We start from the raw sequence: 15497 nt of genomic DNA on the forward strand, positions 1-15497 counted from the left end.
CGCGCACATCGCCGGCGGAGCTGAACGGGCCCTAGGTTTCGCGCATGGACACCCGCTCGTCCGACCCACGCGCCGCCGTCGACGACTTCCAGCCTCGATGGTCCGGGTTCTCCGCGTTCTTCCGTGACCGCACCGATCTCGATGCCGCGTACCTGACGGAGCTGCACCATGCCCGGGGTACCCGACGCGGGTGGACCGTCGGCGAGTGGCGGTCCCAGGTCGAGGCCACGGCGGCCTGGCTCCGTGGCAAGGGCATCGGCCCGGGGGACGCGGTGGCCACCCTCGCCGGCAACACCGCCGAGGCGCTCGCGGTGGCGTACGCATGTTGGCTGGTCGGCGCGTGCTGCGTGCCGCTGAACGCGCAGGAGGCCCCCGACCGGCAGGCGTTCGTGCTGCGCGACTCGGCAGCGTGCCTGCTCGTCCATGCACCGGAGCACGCCGACCGGGCCGTCGCCCTCGCCGACGGGACCGGCTTGCCGCTGTACGACACCGACGAGCTGCCGACCGGGGGCGCGGCGCCCATTGAGGACGCCGCAACCGGCCTGGACGTCGCGGCGCTGCGGCTCTACACCAGCGGCACCACAGGCGAGCCGAAGGGCATCATCACCACCGTCCGCAACCTGCTGACCGACCTGGACGCGCTGGCCAGCACCTTCGCCTGGGACCCCGAAACCCGGGTCTACACGGTGCTGCCGGTGCACCACGCCAACGCCCTGGTCATCTCCAGCCTGCTGCCCTGGCACACCGGGGCCTCCACGGTCCTGACCGACCGGTTCCGGACAGATCGCTTCTGGGCCGACGTGGCCGCTGAGCGGGCGACCACCGCCAGCCTGGTGCCGACCCTGCTGGAGTTCCTGCTCGGCGGCGACGGCGAGGCCCCTGACTGTTTCGCCGAGGTGCTGTGCGGCGCGGGGCCGCTGCTGGTCGAGACGGCCCTCGACTTCGAGGAGCGCTTCGAGATCCCGATTCGGCACATCTACGGCCTGTCGGAGACGACCTGCGTCGCCTCCGCCATGCCCGCTCTCCCCAACGAGCGGCGTCGGCAGTGGCACGCCGACTTCGGGTTCCCCAGCATCGGCAGCCCGCTCCCCCACGCGCAGATGGCGGTGCTGCATCCGGTCACCGGAGAGGAGGCGCCGGCCGAGGTCCGCGGCGAGCTCGCCGTCCGGGGCGCGATCATCATGCGCGAGTACGCCGGGCACCCCGAGGCCACCGCCGAGGCGTTCCGCGGCGGGTGGTTCCACACCGGCGACGAGGGCTTCTGGCGTCCCGGCCCGGACGGGCAGCCCGTCTTCTTCATCACCGGACGGATGAAGGAGCTCATCATCCGCGGTGGGCACAACATCTCACCGTTCGAGATCGACGAGGTGCTGCGCAGCCACCCGCGAGTGAAGTTCGCCCTCACGGTGCCGTTCGAGCACCGCGTGTACGGCGACGAGATCGCCGCCTACGTCGTGGCGGACGGACCGCTTGCCGAACAGGAGGTCCTCGACCACTGCGCGGCTCGCCTCGACTTCGCCCACCAGCCCAAGGTCGTCGTCTTCGGAGATGACGTGCCCTACACCGCGACCGGCAAAGCCAAACGCCTCGAACTGAAGAGCCGCCTCGCCGCCCAGCTGTCCGTCTACCGCGACGCCGGCTTCCGCCGTCCCAAGGCCGCCCCCGAGGAGCACCCGTGACCCCCGAAGAACTCGACGTCCCCGTCGCCGGCGGCACCCTGCGGGTGTGCCGTTGGCCCGGCGGGGCCCGCCCGACCGTGCTGGCCGCGCACGGCATCACCGCCAACGCCCTGTCGTGGGCGCCGGTCGCCGACGCCCTGTCCGGCCGCGCCACCCTGATCGCGGCGGACCTGCGCGGACGCGCGCACAGCGCCGCCCTACCCGGTCCGTACGGGCTCGCTCAGCACGCCGACGACCTCATCGCGGTCCTCGACCACCTCGGCCTCGACCGGGCGCCGATCGTCGGGCACTCGATGGGCGCGTTCGTCGCCGCCGTCGCCGCGGTCCGCCACCCGGACCGAGTCTCGTCGGTGCTGCTCGTCGACGGCGGGGTCACGCTCCAGGTGCCCGACGGCGCGAACATCGACGCCATCCTGCAGGCGGTCATCGGCCCGGCCATGCGCCGTCTGCAGATGACGTTCGACAGCGAGCAGTCGTACCTGGACTTCTGGCGGGGGCATCCCGCGCTGGCCGCCGCCTGGTCCCCCGCGGTGCGGGCGTACGCGCTACGCGATCTGGTCGGCCAGCCGCCGGCGCTGCGCTCCTCCTGCTCTCTGGAGGCGGTACGCCGGGACGCCACGGACACGCTTCTGGACGAGCAGACGACGGCCGCCGTCCATCGGATCGGTTGCGCGGCGACGCTGTTGTGGTGCGAACGCGGCATCCTCGACGAACCGCAGGGCCTGTACGACGAGGCCCGCCTGAAGGCCGCCGGAATCGACCGCAGCGGCCTCACCGTGGAGAAGGTGTCTGACGTCAACCACTACACGGTCCTGTTGTCGGCCGAGGGCGCCAGCACCGTGGCTGACCACATCGGGCGGCTCACGTGAGGCCAGCGAACGGCCGCTGAACCGCCTGACGCTGAGGGGTCGGGTGACAGCCGCCGTAGGCAGGGCCGCCCTCATCGCGCCGCGTCAGCATGTGTGGCTCGGGTCCCAGTCGGAGAACCCCTGGTGCATTCCAGGGTTGTGTTGCGCGTCGAAGCCCATGGTCTGCGCGCAGACCACGACGTGTCCGCCGAAGTCACGACCGGTCGTGCCCGCGTCGGCCAGCGCGGCAACGGGCAGGGCCACGACTGCGACCAGTACCGTTCCCAGCACCGCGACGCTCCTGCGAATCGCACGCATCACTGCCACCTTCTCCCGATCACTGCCCCCGCTTCCGGGGTCTGGATCTACTGTTCCTCTGCCCGGTGACCTCCGAACAGGGCCGTAGGTCCCAGCATGGCGGCGCCGCAGGGTCCGGCGCCGGAGAGGCGTGGCCGTTGGCGTCGGCCCGGTTGAATGGGCGGGTCCGGTCGTACCCCCGGAGTCGACCGGCCTGTTCATGGCCGGCCGACTCCGGGGCCGCGTGGCGTAACGGCTCCCTGCTCAGCAGGGTCAACGGACCTGGGCGGGCTCGGTGTTTGTGGTGTTCTCCTGGCGGGGCGTCGCGGAGCGCAGGGTGATCGCGGTGACGACCGCCCCTACTGCGGCAATGGCGCCGGCGCCGATGAAGGCGGCGGAGTAGCCGTCGGTCAGTGCCGGCACGTCACCGAGCCGGTCGGCGCCGTAGGAGGCGGCGATGGCGGTCATGGCGGCCAGGCCGAGTGCCGAGCCGACCTGGTAGCTGGTGTTGACGATGCCGGAGGCCAGGCCGCCTTCCTCCGGTCGGGCGCTGGAGATCGCCGTGCCGAGCGACGGGATGAAGGCCAGCGACATGCCCAACGCCGCGACCAGCGAGGCGGGCAGGACGTCGACGAGGAAGCTGCCGTCGGGGCGGACCAGGGCGAGCCAGCCCAGCCCGGCGGCGAGGACGGCGAGCCCGGTCACCACCAGCGGCTTGGGACCGAACCGGCCGATGGCTCGCGGGGCGATGGTGATCATTCCGAGCATGATGAGGATGGTCATCGGCAGCAGTGCCGCGCCACTGGGGAAGGCGCTGTAACCGAGGACCTGCTGCAGGTAGAGGTTGAGGTAGAACCACATCGGGATCCAGGCCGCGCCGAGCAGCAGCTGGGCGAGGTTGGCGGCGCCGAGATTCGGGGCGCGGAAGATGGACAGCCGCATCAGCGGTTCCCGGCGGACGGCCTGGATCGTGAGGAACGCGCCGAGTGCCAGCACGGCGCCCGCGAGAACCAGCCACGTTTCTGCGGAGGCCCACCCGGCCTCGGGGGCCCGCACAATCGCGTACACGGCCGCACCGAGACCCGCCGTCACGGTCAGAGCGCCGACGAGGTCGAGGGAGCCGCGGCGGGCGCCGCCAGCCGGCATCAGCACCGGGGTGGCGAGGACCGCGAGCAAGGCGATCGGGATGTTGATGTAGAAGACCCAGGGCCAGCTGACGTACTGGGTGATGACGCCGCCCAGGAAGACACCGGCGGTGCCGCCGGCCGGCGCGGCCGCGCCGTACAGGGCAAGCGCCTTGGTGAGTTCCCTCGGCTCACTGCCGAAGAGCATCATCAGCAACGTCAGCGCCGACGGTGCGATGAGTGCGGCGCCGACGCCCTGCGCGGCACGCGCGGCCAGCTCGACCGCCACGCCGCCGGCCAGACCGGCGGCCAGTGAGCCGGCCAGAAGGATCAGCCAGCCCGCGCTGAACATGCGCCGGGCACCGAGCAGGTCCGACAGCCGGCCGCCGAGCAGCAACAGGCCCCCGAAGGCGACGACGTAGGCGTTGAACACCCACGACAGGTTCTCCGGCGAGAAGCCGAGATCGGTCTGCATGCGAGGTAAGGCCACGCCGATGATCGACGTGTCCATGATGACCATGAACTGGGCGAGCGCGATGAGCCCGAGGGCCCACCACCGCTTGGAACCGTGCGACATTTCCACCACTCCTTATGCCCCTGGGGGGTATGGGTAAGTGGGAAAGGTATACCCCTAGGGGGTATCCGTCGTCAAGGGCTTGTCCCGACCGACGGCGACAGAGAGACGGTCCTCACCGCTCGACTTGGGTACCGGTGGCCGACGTCCAGGCCGCCGTGCCCAGCGGCACCGTCACGATCTCCAGCAGCGCCCCTCGGGACACCGCCGACGTACGCCCCGCAGTTGAGCAGACCGGCCACCAGTTGGTCGTCTGACCTCGCGACTCCGCCGCGTCCCCCCGCACGCCCGTGAGGTGCCGGACTCCGCTGGTCGCCATCTCCGCACATGTACCGCTCCGAGCGGCTGATCGTGCTCTACGTCGGCGCCGACCATGCCGTCACGGCGCTACCCGCTGGCCTGCCGGGGCGGCAGTTCGCCGGCCGCTGACGCTCTGGCGGGCCGGAAGGCCGCTGCTGATCGGGTTGTGCAGACAGACGGTCGTCGCATCACTGCTTTTCTGGTGTCAGGTGCACCCGGCGCAGCGTCTGGGCGTTGAGGGCAACCACGATCGTGGACGCGGACATGAGCACCGCGGCGGCAGCCGGGCTGAGCGCCACGCCGGCCCAGGCGAAGACGCCGGCCGCCACCGGGATGGCGACGACGTTGTAGCCCGCGGCCCAGACGAGGTTCTGCACCATCTTGCGGTAGGACGCCTTGGAAAGGCGGGCCGTGGCGCTGACGCCGCGCGGGTCGGAGGAGGCCAGAACCACGCCGGCGGATTCGATGGCGACGTCAGTGCCGGCGCCGATGGCGATGCCGACGTCGGCGCGGGCCAGCGCGGGAGCGTCGTTGACGCCGTCGCCGACCATGGCGACGGTGAGACCGCGGCCCTGCAGGTCAGTGACGATCTCGTCCTTGTCCGCGGGCAGAACCTCGGCGAACACCTCGTCGACGCCGGGCCGGAAACCCAGGTCCGCCGCGACCGCGTCGGCCACCGGCCGGGCATCACCAGTGATCATGGCGATCTTCCGGATGCCGAGTTCACGCAGCTGGGCGATGGCCTCGCGCGCCTCGGGGCGCACCTCGTCCTCCAGGGCGAGCGCCCCGAGCAGCTGCGGCGCACCGTCCAGCCGCGCCAGGTAGAGCACGGCGGCGCCACGCTTCGACCACTCCTCCTCGGCGCGGGAGAGCTCGCCGGGCAGTTCGGCGTGCAGCTCGCGCAGCAGCGCCGGGCCGCCCACCGCGTACGCCGTTCCTTCGACGGTGGCCTGCACGCCCCGTCCGGGCAGGGACCGGAAGTCGTTTCCCTTCGCCGGCCCGACGCGTTCGGCTGCGGTGACGATGGCGCGGGCCAGCGGGTGCTCGCTGTCGGCCTCCACGCCGGCGGCCAGCCGCAGCACGTCGTCCTCGGTGGTGCCGGCGGCGGCGGTGACCCCGGCGACGGTGTGCGCCCCCCTGGTCAGCGTGCCGGTCTTGTCGATCAGGACCGCGTCGACGGTGCGCATCCGCTCCAGCGCCAGGCGGTCTTTGACCAGGATCCCGCCCTTGGCAGCCACGCTGGTCGACAGTGCGATGACCAGGGGAATCGCCAGGCCCAGCGCGTGCGGACACGAGATCACCAGCACGGTGATGGTGCGTACCACGGCCTGCTCGACGTCCCCGAGGGCCGACCAGACGATCAAGCTGACCGCGGCGGTGCCGGTGGCGATGTAGAACAGCCACGCGGCGAACCGGTCGGCGAGCACTTGAGCCCGACCGCCGGCCTGTTGAGCCTGGGCGACGAGGCGCTGGATTCCGGCCAGGGCGGTGTCCTCCCCCATCGCGTCGATCTGCACCCGGATCGCGGAGTCGGTGGCGACCGTGCCCGCGACGACCCGGTCCCCGACCGCCCGGGGAACCGGGCGGGACTCCCCGGTGATCATGGATTCGTCCAGTTCCGCGGTGCCGTCGACGACGTGCCCATCGGCGGGCACCCGGGCGCCGGGGCGGACCAGCACCGTGTCACCGAGGCGCAGGTCGCTCACCGGCACGCGCTGCACCTGGCCATCGGCAGCTACGCGTTCAGCGTCGTCGGGCAGCAGTGCGGCCAGCGCCGCCAGGGCCCCCCGGGCCTGGCCAATCGCCTGCATCTCCTGCCAGTGCCCGAACAACATGATGGTCACCAGCGCGGCCAGCTCCCACCAGAAGTCCAGCCGGAAGGCGCCCAGACTGGTGGCCAGCGACGCGAGGTACGCCACGGTGATCGCCATGGCGATGAGCAGCATCATCCCGGGAGCGCGGTCCCGGACTTCCCGCACGGCCCCCACCAGAAAGGGCCAACCGCCGTAGAAGAAGACGACCGACCCCAGCACGGGACCCACCCATGCCATGCCCGGAAACTGCAGCGAGTACCCCAACGTCTGCATCACCAGATCGCTGGTGAACACGATCGGGATGGTCAGGGCGAGGCTGAGCCAGAACTTGCGCCTAAACACCGCCGGGTCGTGCCCCGCATGCTTGTCGTGGCCGCCATGCCCCCCGCCACCTGAGTGCCCGGCGGGAGCCGGGGCGGGACCGGGGCCTGCGCCCGGTCGACCGTGACCGGTAACGGCCTGATCGGGCTGGCCAGGCGCTCCATGGTCGGGGTGCCGCGCCGACCCGCCGTCATGGTCCATCCGCATCGCCTCCCGAACGCCCTGGACGGCTACTCGCGCGTGTGACCTCGTCGCTCAGGACCGTCACGAAGAGTGCCTGGCGTCAGTCCGCCGACCGCTGGCGCAGTAGTTGCCAGCATGCGTGCCCGGCCGTCTGCTCACCGCCCAAGCACGGAAGGGTCCCCCGGCCGAGTGGACCGACTCCCCTCCCTGACTGCTCCTCCGGAGCAAGCGGTCGTGGGCCGCACCGCATACCCGGCCGGGTGGAAGTAATCGCCGCGAGCGCGGTGACGGCGTGTGGGCGGCATGTCAGAACCCTCGCCAGGGAGGTGGTGACCTATGCCCCTGACAGGATGCCGCGCGGCGAGCGACGATGGATCGGTAGGGCCCACCGCGTCGGAGGTGACACCATGATGAACGGATACGGGCCGGGCTGGGCGTGGATGATTCTGATGCCACTGCTGACCATCGCGATCATTGGCCTGATCATCTGGGCCGTCATCAGACTTGTCCCGGGGTCGTCCTTCGGCCCGGGCGCGCCTGGCCAGCAGGGCCGGGAGACGCCTCAGGAGATCCTCGACCGCCGGTTCGCCCGCGGCGAGATCAATGCCGAGGAGTACCAGCAGGCGCGAGCCCACCTGGCCGGGCGGGAACCAGGCCGGTCATGACCTGGCGCGTCCGGCTGCTTCCCCCGGCTCGGCGCGATCCCAGGGCCATATCGTCGACGGTGACGGTCGACTGAGCAGCTGACGCCAGGCGTTCTCTGCCGCCTCGTACCCACCTGGATCAAAGGGCTTGCTGCCTCATCGCTGCCTCGGGCCTCGGCCTGGTCGCCGTCGTCGTCCCGAGCCCATAAATCTGCCGGCGAGGCGGTCGCCTGCGGCTCCGTGCGCAGCTCGCGAATCCCTGCCGGCTGCGGCTGTACTTCTGTGCTGCATGCCGACCATCGCTCGCGGCGGCCTCTTCGTCCTGAGAGCTCGCCGGGCAGGACAAGTCCCCACCAGGCTCCCAGGCTGTTTGCGTACGAGACCGTTTGCCCAGGTGAGCGGTCGCTTGGTCCCAAGGTGCGGGTGGTGGAGGATAGGTGAATGCGTGTGCGGAACCGCAACAACGTGGTGCTGACCGGTCGCGAGGACGGTCCCACCGTCGTGCTCGCGCACGGCTTCGGCTGCGACCAGCACATGTGGCGCCACGTGGTTGCCGAAATCGAACAATGGGCCCAGGTGGTGCTATTTGACCACATCGGGTCAGGCAAGGCTGATCCGGCGGCCTGGGACGCCGACCGGTACGCCTCCCTGGACGGCTACGCCGATGATGTGCTGAGCATCTGCGAGGACCTGGACCTTCAGCAGCCGATCTTCGTCGGACACTCGGTCAGTTCGAGCATCGGAGTCCTCGCAGCGAACCGCGAACCGGACCGCTTCTCCGCACTTGTCCTGGTCACCCCCTCACCGTGCTACCTCGATGACGGGGACTACCGAGGCGGTTTCACTCGGGATGACATCGACGAATTGCTTGAGTCGCTCGACAGCAACTACCTCGGCTGGTCGTCGAACATGGCCCCCCTGATCATGGGCAATCCGGAGCGGCCGGAGCTGGGGGAAGAGCTGACGGCAAGCTTCTGCCGGACGGATCCCGCCATGGCGCAGGTGTTCGCCCGCGCCACGTTCCTGTCGGACAACCGTGCCGACCTCGCCAAGGTGAGCGTTCCCACCCTGATCCTGCAATGCGCCCAGGACGCCATCGCGCCGCCTGAAGTCGGCGCGTTCGTGCACGCGCAGATCGCCGGAAGTCGGCTGGTCACCTTGGACGCGACCGGGCATTGCCCGCAGTTGAGCGCGCCGGAGGCCACGGCCGCAGCGATCACGTCGTTCATCAGGGCCGCCTACCGATGACCGCAACTGCCGGGCGTGATCCTCACCGCCAGGGTCGAAGCGATGACGGGAGCGCCGGGCCGAGCGACGTGGGGTTCCCCGCGTTGCTCGAAGACAATTTCGAAGACCTGTACGAGAATGCGCCCTGCGGGTACCTGTCCACCCTCCTGGACGGCACCATTGCGAAGATCAACGGCACCCTGCTGGCATGGCTCGGCTACACCCGCGAGGAACTCGTCGGCCGGCGCCGCTTCAGCGACCTTCTCACCGGCGGGGGCCGCATCTACCACGAAACTCACTTCGCACCGATGCTGGCCATGCAGGGCGAGGTCGGCGGTATCTCCCTCGAACTCCGCACCAAGGACGGCTCTCGCATGCCGGTCCTCGTCACCTCCATCGTCAAGGCCGGCAGCGAAGGCCAACCCCAGTTCATCCGCACTACCATCTTCGACGCCAGAGAACGCCGCGCCTACGAACGGGAGCTCCTCAGCGCCCGCAGGGCCGCCGAACGCGAGGACGAGCGGCTCCGGCAACTCGTCAGCAAACTACAACAAACCCTGCTCCCGGCCGTTCTGCAAACCCCGCCCGGGCTGGAAACCGCCGCGTACTACCGGATGGCCTCCACGGACGAAGTCGGCGGCGACTTCTACGACCTGTTCCCCCTCGACGACGGCCGCTGGGGATTCTTCCTCGGCGATGTCAGCGGCAAAGGCGTCGAAGCGGCCGCCGTCACCGCCCTGGCCCGCTACACATTGCGCGCCGCAACCGTCTACAACCCCGACCCTGCCGCCGCGCTGCACAACCTCAACACCGTGCTCTGGCAGGAATACCGCCAGGACGCGCGCTACTGCACTGTCGTCTTCGGCATCCTCACAACCACACCGGCCGTCGGCGGGTTCACCGCGGTCATCGCCAGCGGCGGGCACCCCGAACCACTGCTGCTACGGGCCGATGGCTCCGCCAACTACCACCGCACGAAGGGCCGCATCGTGGGGGCCTTCCCGACCTCCCAATACACCAACACCACCGTCGTAGCGAACCCCGGCGACACGTTGCTCCTCTACAGCGACGGGCTCACCGAGGCCCGTCCCGCCAGCAGCGAGACCGCCGACGGCCGTTACGGAACCGCAGCCCTCGCCCGATTCGCCGCCCGTCTCGCACCCACCAACGCCGCCGACGCCGTCGCCGCCGTCACCGAGCTGCTCGTCACCTTCGGCGCCGGACTCACCGACGACGCCGCCGTCATGGCCATCAGCGCCCCACACAGCCGACCGTGACCGGCCCGTCTTTGCGGTCGCAGGCGAGCGTTTCGCTGTCCCCTTGCTGCCCCTACGGCTTCAACGGGCGCAGCTTCCGGCGGTCGGGGCGCTCGGGCCCGTCCGTCATCCGGACCTCGGCACCGGAAAACCGCAAGAACGAGAACGACCGGCCCCGGGACAGCCCGGAGACGGTCGTCGTCTCGCTTCAGTTCCACCGGCTCACGCTGTCGCCACCGGGACGCCGGTCGGTACCGTCAGGACACGGCGGCTCTGATCTGATCGCAGTACTCCGTCGTCGACTTCACCATGCAGACCTTGATCCAGATCAGCGTGTCCTCGGAGATGTCACCGCTGGCCCAAGGGCTGCAGTAGGGCGAGTTGTAGCCTCGGGTCGACGCCTTCCGGTCCCAGCCGCTGCCGGGGTTGGTGTCCAGCCAGACCTCGACGCCCCACCCGTCGGCGAGACTGTCACACGCCTGGATCGCATCGCCCGGCGCGCCTCCCACGGGTCCGACCGGAACGCGCCCGACCCGACAGCATTGTCGCTCGGGCCCCAGATGGTGACCGTCTTGTCGTACGACGCGCCACTGCGACGGCGGCGACGACCATCGCCATCAACGCGGCCATTGCCAGACGGAGGGGTGAGAGGGCTCTACCTATCATGATCTTCCACTCCCAGGGCCGGCGCTGATACCGGGCCAGGCCCATCTATAGGCCCTGGATTTGGGCCTGGTGGACCGCTGCCGGAGGTGTTGCCGAAGCGGGTCGTTGGGCTGTCGACGCTGTTGTGACGGTCCTCGTGCTCGGCGATGACCGGCCGGGTCTCGTAGGCTCCGACAGTGGAAAGCAGTCGAGGACGGATCATGGCGCATATGTTGGATGCGGCGGAGAACGCATCGCCGGTCGAGGCGGTCGAGGCGGTCACCCGGGAACTCGGTGCGGCGCTGGGGGCACGTAGCGTCGCGTTCTTGATCGCGGACCTCAGCGGCCGGGCGCTGGTCCGGTTGGCCTACGTGCCGCTCGACGGTGCCGGTGAGGGACGCCGGGACGGTGATGAGGTCGCCACGGTGATGCCGTTCGACGGCGGCCCCGCCGAGCAGGCGCTACGCACCCAGACGGTGCAGGTTGTCGCGCAGCCTGACAGCTGGGCGGTGTTGGCGCCGGTGACTGACCGCGGTGAGGTGATCGGCCTGCTCGAGATGATCCTGCCGGACGAGCCCGCTCCGCGGGCGCTGGAGGAGGTCGCCCGCACGGCGCACGTGTTGGCGTACGTGGTGATTGCCAACCGGCGGTACACCGACCTTTTCGAGTGGGGGCAACGCACAACCCCGTTCACCCTGTCCGGGGAGATTCAGCGCCGCCTGCTGCCCGGCTCGTTCACGTGTGAGGGTAGTGCGTTCACCCTGTCCGGCTGGCTCGAACCCGCCGCCAGCATCGGCGGGGACACCTTCGACTACAGCCTCGCCCGGGACGTGCTGCACTTCAGCGTCACCGACGCGATGGGCCACGGGGTGGCCAGCGCGCTGACGGCCACCCTGGGCGTGGGCAGCCTGCGCAACAGTCGCCGCCGCGGGGTTGGTCTGGTGGAGCAGGCCGACGCCGCGAATGCCGACGTGGCCGGACACGCCGCCGTGCCCGGCAGTTACATCACCGCAGTCCTCGGCCGCCTCGACCTGCGCACCGGGGTGTGCGCGCTGCTCAACGCCGGGCACGTGCCGCCGATGCTGGTACGCGACGGGGCCACCCGGGCGCTGCCGCTACCGGCCAACTTCCCCCTGGGAATGTTCGCCGAGGCCGGTTACCGCGCCGGCGAGGTCACGCTGCGACCAGGCGACCGTCTGGTAGTGGTCACCGATGGCATGCGGGAGCGCAACGCCGCCAGCCTGGATCTACCGACCATGTTGCGGTCGATCACCGATCTGCACCCCCGCGAGGCCGTCCGGGCGCTGGCCGATGCCGTGCTCGAGGTCAGCGGACCGACTCTGGCCGATGATGCCACCCTGTTCATCCTCGACTGGCACGGCGGGCACAGCGAGGACCGGCGTACCAGCGCCGGCGCCGACCAGGCGCGTGCCAGCACCGCGCTGCCCGACTGACTACCGGCCTGTCGCGTCGTCCGTGGACGACAGATCGGCTTCAGCCGCCTGCACACTGTCATAGACATCGATAGCTCGATCCACTGACGTGACCGTCAGGACGCTGTGCACGGCGGGCTGCACCGCGGCGAGGCACAACCGACCGCCGACGTCACGCAATGCCTTGAACATCACCACCAGCGCGCCCAGCGCGCTGGAGTCCATGAACCCCACCCCGGCCAGATCCACCACTACCTGACGGTCACCGGCGTCAACCAACCGTTGCAGACCCTCGCGCAACTGCGGGGACGTCGCCATGTCCAGCTCGCCCTGCACCTCGAACACGGTGCAACCCCGGCCCGGCCGGACCGACAACAGCAGACCCACAACAACCTCCCCACGCCGATGATCCCCGCTCACCCTATGCCCCCGGCGGGCGAACCGCCGCCGGCCGGCGTACGTCGAGCGACACCCTGACCGTTTCACCTCGGCAACCCCGGGTAGTGCTGATCACAACCGGAGCATCCCGCCTTAGGGTGTGACGCAGTAGTCCGGCGGGTCACGCACGGGCCGGGGAGGAGCTACGCAATGCGGGTGAGCATGACGCTGTCACTCCCGCGTCAACCGTCCTCGGTGACCCGCGCCCGCCATGTCCTCACCACCCTGCTGAGCCTCACCGACGCCACCGAGGACTGTCGTGGACACCTCGCCGTGCTGATCACCGAGGCATGCGCCAACGCGGTGATGCACGCCGATCCCGACAGCACCGTCGACATCACCATCATCATCGACGACGACGTCTGCCTGCTCGAGGTCGGCAACCGCGGCAGCACCCCCAACGGCGCCGGACTCGACGCTGAACTCCCCGCCCCGCTCACGGTCGGCGGCCGTGGACTGCCCTTGATCGCCGCACTCGCCGACACGGCCGCCTTCGTCGCCGGGCCACCGGACCACGTGCTGCTACGCATCACCAAACACCTCGCACCAGAATGACCGATCCGATGACCGGAAACGCCACGCCGGCTCCCAGCCGTCCATACGACGGCGAGCGAGTCGGGCCCACTCCAGGGCTCAGCATTCCACCATGGCAACCTTCGACCGCCCGACCGTAACGGTCCTCAAACTGGTCTGCGAGTCACGGCGGCCGGCCTCCGATGGCGGCGCCTCGGACCCCCGGTCTCGCACCGCAACCCGGCCGGCGGCCGGGATGGGAAGAGGTGCGACGAGCGTCGCCCTATTAGGTCCTCGTCAGGAGGCGACTGACCCCGGCGAGCGGACCGGCGGCTCCGGCCAGGCCCACCGCGGCCAGCACCTCGCGGACGCCCGACCGACGCAGCTGATGATCGACTTACATAAGGGTCGGTGCAGGCAACGCGGAAAGGTGCGTTTTCCCGGATGGCCCTAAGGGCTTCGGGCACCCGGAAGATTCGCCATCCGGGTGCCCGAACCTTGATTTGCAACAGCCAACCGCGGCAGCCCGTCACAGAACGAGCAGAGCCGGTTTTGGTCTGCCGGCCTACTGTGCCGCCGGGACCAACACCTCCATCAGCCCCCGCCGCAGGCGACCACGACGCGGATCAGTGTCGACCGGCTGGCCTCGACCGCCCACTCATCCTCGGCCGACAGGTCTACGCCCGTGCTGGCGTTGACCTGGATCACCCGGTACGCCGTCAACCCACACGGCATGTCCTCGTCGAACAGGTCCAGCCAGCCCAACTCATCCTCGAAGCGCGACCGGGAGAGGGAGTCCCGGCCGGGATGATCCTGACGCAACGGCCGCGCGTCATACGTCGGCAGGGGCTCGACCTCGGCGCTGTCGCGCCTGATCCACAGCCGCGACACGGCGTCCTTGTCCGACGTGTCCTCGCCCAGGTAGTCGGCCCGGTCGACGCTGACCTCGTCGAGGTGCGCCGCGGCCGCCCGCTCCGTGGCGACGGGGTACCGGATGAACGGCCACACGAGGAACGCCGCGCCGACAAGCAGCCCGAGCACCACCACCAGCACCCCCGCCACCAGCCACCAGGGCCGGGTTCCGGTCTTCAGCACACGATCACCTGGCCACCGCAGAGATGCGCATCCGCATCTCCCCGCCAGTCGGTGTAACCCCTGAGGTAGTCGGCAGCAGGACCACCCATGGGCTGGTCGGTGTGGTACTTCGATGGGTATGCCCCAGAGGGGATGTCCTTCATGTAGCCCTCCCCACGTTGTAAATCTTGCCGGACCGTGAAAGGCCTACCGCCGGTCGCCTGTCGACAGGTGGGGCGCCATGTAACGGATCAGGGGTCCGTCCGGATCGTGGTAGGCGAGAATGATGTCCGGTACACCGACCGCCGTTGGGGGCTCGCCTGCCTTTTGGTGGCTGACGTCGCCATCGCGTGGCGTGGGGACGGCGGCAGCTACGGTGATGTTCACGCGCTGCACCCCACGGTCGGTCTCCTTGGCCGACCCGGACGTAATCACGACAACGGTCGAATTGCTCTCTTGCCGATCCGGGGGCGGGTCGCTTGCGCCTACCGGGTTCGGCTTCGGGGGCAGGCATCGGCAGGCGCGGCCGCGGGCGTGCAGCGCTTGCGCCAGGCGATCGATCACGGCGAGGTGGGAGTTAGGGCAGGCCACGGTCACTCTTAGGCCTTTGCCGACCGACGCTGCGATGATCGTGTCGGCAACAGTCGCTAGCGCTGCGCGCTCGCGCGCGATGGCGGAAAGGTCAGGCACGGTGGTGCCCTTGACCCGGGCTGGAATTCACATCGGTAGAGGCGCGACCATCCCGGGCGCTTGTTACATCGGTAGGCCTCAGCCAGCAGGGTTACGCCATGACGAATGGGCTCTGCGTCCCCGTAGCAGCCGCGCCGACTGTCCTGAGCAGCTGGCGGTCCGCGCGGAGGCGGTACGAGCACGGCCAGTATGCCTGGCAGTCTCGACACCGGCGGGGGTCGTCATCACACTGCCGGTGCCGGTCTGCCAACGCCTGCCACTGCTCCAGGTCCATCTCCATGTCCCTCGGATACCCACCACCGCCACCCCGTCACACTGTTTCCTGCTGTTGAAGATCGCGTATGGCGGTCGACGCAAAAGACATCCAGTATCGAGAACCCGCCGACACCGTCACCGTCGGCACCCTCACCTACATCGGGTCCGGCTGGCTCACCGAA

Annotated in this window: 14 protein-coding genes; 7 read left to right on the top strand and 7 right to left on the bottom strand. The window is 69.9% G+C overall.

The annotated features are described in order from the left end of the window. Positions 1 to 44: 44 nt before the first annotated feature. Together V6U81_RS19260 and V6U81_RS19265 are read left to right on the top strand one after the other, a co-directional pair. Positions 45 to 1679, top strand: coding sequence for a class I adenylate-forming enzyme family protein (locus tag V6U81_RS19260; RefSeq protein ID WP_334491179.1), 1635 nt, complete (start codon positions 45 to 47; stop codon positions 1677 to 1679). Continuing rightward, positions 1676 to 2548, top strand: a complete 873-nt coding sequence (locus V6U81_RS19265; protein WP_334491181.1) for an alpha/beta fold hydrolase — start codon at positions 1676 to 1678, stop codon at positions 2546 to 2548. Before V6U81_RS19260 ends, V6U81_RS19265 begins: the two co-directional genes overlap by 4 nt. An 84-nt stretch (positions 2549 to 2632) precedes the next feature. Here V6U81_RS19265 and V6U81_RS19270 read toward each other — a convergent pair whose 3' ends face one another. The 3 genes from V6U81_RS19270 to V6U81_RS19280 all read right to left on the bottom strand — a co-directional run bounded on the left by V6U81_RS19270 (position 2633) and on the right by V6U81_RS19280 (position 7164). Beyond that, positions 2633 to 2845, bottom strand: a complete 213-nt coding sequence (locus tag V6U81_RS19270; RefSeq protein ID WP_334491182.1) for a hypothetical protein — start codon at positions 2843 to 2845, stop codon at positions 2633 to 2635. Between the two features lie 252 nt (positions 2846 to 3097). Further along, a complete protein-coding gene (locus tag V6U81_RS19275; RefSeq protein WP_334491183.1) occupies positions 3098 to 4525 on the bottom strand; it encodes an MFS transporter in 1428 nt (475 codons plus the stop codon). A 485-nt stretch (positions 4526 to 5010) separates the two neighbouring features. Beyond that, positions 5011 to 7164: a heavy metal translocating P-type ATPase gene (locus tag V6U81_RS19280; RefSeq protein WP_420884043.1), complete on the bottom strand. Its 2154-nt coding sequence runs from the start codon at positions 7162 to 7164 to the stop codon at positions 5011 to 5013. A gap of 383 nt (positions 7165 to 7547) precedes the next feature. Between V6U81_RS19280 and V6U81_RS19285 the strand changes: the two genes are divergently transcribed. From V6U81_RS19285 to V6U81_RS19295, 3 genes are all read left to right on the top strand, one after another. Further along, complete coding sequence (locus V6U81_RS19285) at positions 7548 to 7805, top strand: SHOCT domain-containing protein (protein WP_334491185.1); 258 nt, start codon at positions 7548 to 7550, stop codon at positions 7803 to 7805. Positions 7806 to 8225: 420 nt separating this feature from the next. After that, positions 8226 to 9032 (top strand): alpha/beta fold hydrolase, encoded by an 807-nt coding sequence (locus tag V6U81_RS19290; protein ID WP_334491186.1) that lies wholly within the window; start codon positions 8226 to 8228, stop codon positions 9030 to 9032. An 83-nt stretch (positions 9033 to 9115) separates the two neighbouring features. After that, positions 9116 to 10288: a PP2C family protein-serine/threonine phosphatase gene (locus V6U81_RS19295; RefSeq protein WP_334491190.1), complete on the top strand. Its 1173-nt coding sequence runs from the start codon at positions 9116 to 9118 to the stop codon at positions 10286 to 10288. A 236-nt stretch (positions 10289 to 10524) separates the two neighbouring features. Here V6U81_RS19295 and V6U81_RS19300 read toward each other — a convergent pair whose 3' ends face one another. After that, complete coding sequence (locus V6U81_RS19300) at positions 10525 to 10776, bottom strand: hypothetical protein (protein ID WP_334491192.1); 252 nt, start codon at positions 10774 to 10776, stop codon at positions 10525 to 10527. A 357-nt stretch (positions 10777 to 11133) separates the two neighbouring features. On the opposite strand from V6U81_RS19300, the gene V6U81_RS19305 reads away from it, so the two are divergent. Continuing rightward, the gene (locus V6U81_RS19305; protein WP_334491194.1) at positions 11134 to 12366 is read left to right on the top strand and encodes a PP2C family protein-serine/threonine phosphatase; all 1233 of its coding nucleotides are present in this window, start codon (positions 11134 to 11136) and stop codon (positions 12364 to 12366) included. Here V6U81_RS19305 and V6U81_RS19310 read toward each other — a convergent pair whose 3' ends face one another. Further along, positions 12367 to 12732, bottom strand: coding sequence for an STAS domain-containing protein (locus V6U81_RS19310; RefSeq protein ID WP_334491197.1), 366 nt, complete (start codon positions 12730 to 12732; stop codon positions 12367 to 12369). A gap of 201 nt (positions 12733 to 12933) precedes the next feature. Here V6U81_RS19310 and V6U81_RS19315 point away from each other — a divergent pair, with 201 nt between their 5' ends. After that, on the top strand, positions 12934 to 13338 hold the full coding sequence (locus tag V6U81_RS19315) for an ATP-binding protein (protein ID WP_334491200.1): 405 nt from the start codon (positions 12934 to 12936) through the stop codon (positions 13336 to 13338). Positions 13339 to 13890: 552 nt separating this feature from the next. On the opposite strand, the gene V6U81_RS19320 is transcribed toward V6U81_RS19315, so the two are convergent. Continuing rightward, a complete protein-coding gene (locus V6U81_RS19320) occupies positions 13891 to 14349 on the bottom strand; it encodes a hypothetical protein (RefSeq protein WP_334491201.1) in 459 nt (152 codons plus the stop codon). A 228-nt stretch (positions 14350 to 14577) separates the two neighbouring features. Then, a complete protein-coding gene (locus V6U81_RS19325; protein WP_334491203.1) occupies positions 14578 to 15060 on the bottom strand; it encodes a hypothetical protein in 483 nt (160 codons plus the stop codon). Positions 15061 to 15497 lie beyond the last annotated feature (437 nt).

Origin of the sequence: Micromonospora lacuserhaii (genome assembly GCF_036902735.1) — a bacterium.
In the GTDB taxonomy this organism is placed as follows: Bacteria; Actinomycetota; Actinomycetes; order Mycobacteriales; family Micromonosporaceae; genus Micromonospora.

What these genes read in the sequence shown, in the direction of transcription:
- V6U81_RS19270 (WP_334491182.1), bottom strand. Translation starts at nt 2,845, where the DNA reads ATGCGTGCGATTCGCAGGAGCGTCGCGGTGCTGGGAACGGTACTGGTC.
- V6U81_RS19280 (WP_420884043.1), bottom strand. Translation starts at nt 7,164, where the DNA reads ATGCGGATGGACCATGACGGCGGGTCGGCGCGGCACCCCGACCATGGA.
- V6U81_RS19290 (WP_334491186.1), top strand. Translation starts at nt 8,226, where the DNA reads ATGCGTGTGCGGAACCGCAACAACGTGGTGCTGACCGGTCGCGAGGAC.
- V6U81_RS19260 (WP_334491179.1), top strand. Translation starts at nt 45, where the DNA reads ATGGACACCCGCTCGTCCGACCCACGCGCCGCCGTCGACGACTTCCAG.
- V6U81_RS19275 (WP_334491183.1), bottom strand. Translation starts at nt 4,525, where the DNA reads ATGTCGCACGGTTCCAAGCGGTGGTGGGCCCTCGGGCTCATCGCGCTC.
- V6U81_RS19315 (WP_334491200.1), top strand. Translation starts at nt 12,934, where the DNA reads ATGCGGGTGAGCATGACGCTGTCACTCCCGCGTCAACCGTCCTCGGTG.
- V6U81_RS19305 (WP_334491194.1), top strand. Translation starts at nt 11,134, where the DNA reads ATGGCGCATATGTTGGATGCGGCGGAGAACGCATCGCCGGTCGAGGCG.
- V6U81_RS19285 (WP_334491185.1), top strand. Translation starts at nt 7,548, where the DNA reads ATGATGAACGGATACGGGCCGGGCTGGGCGTGGATGATTCTGATGCCA.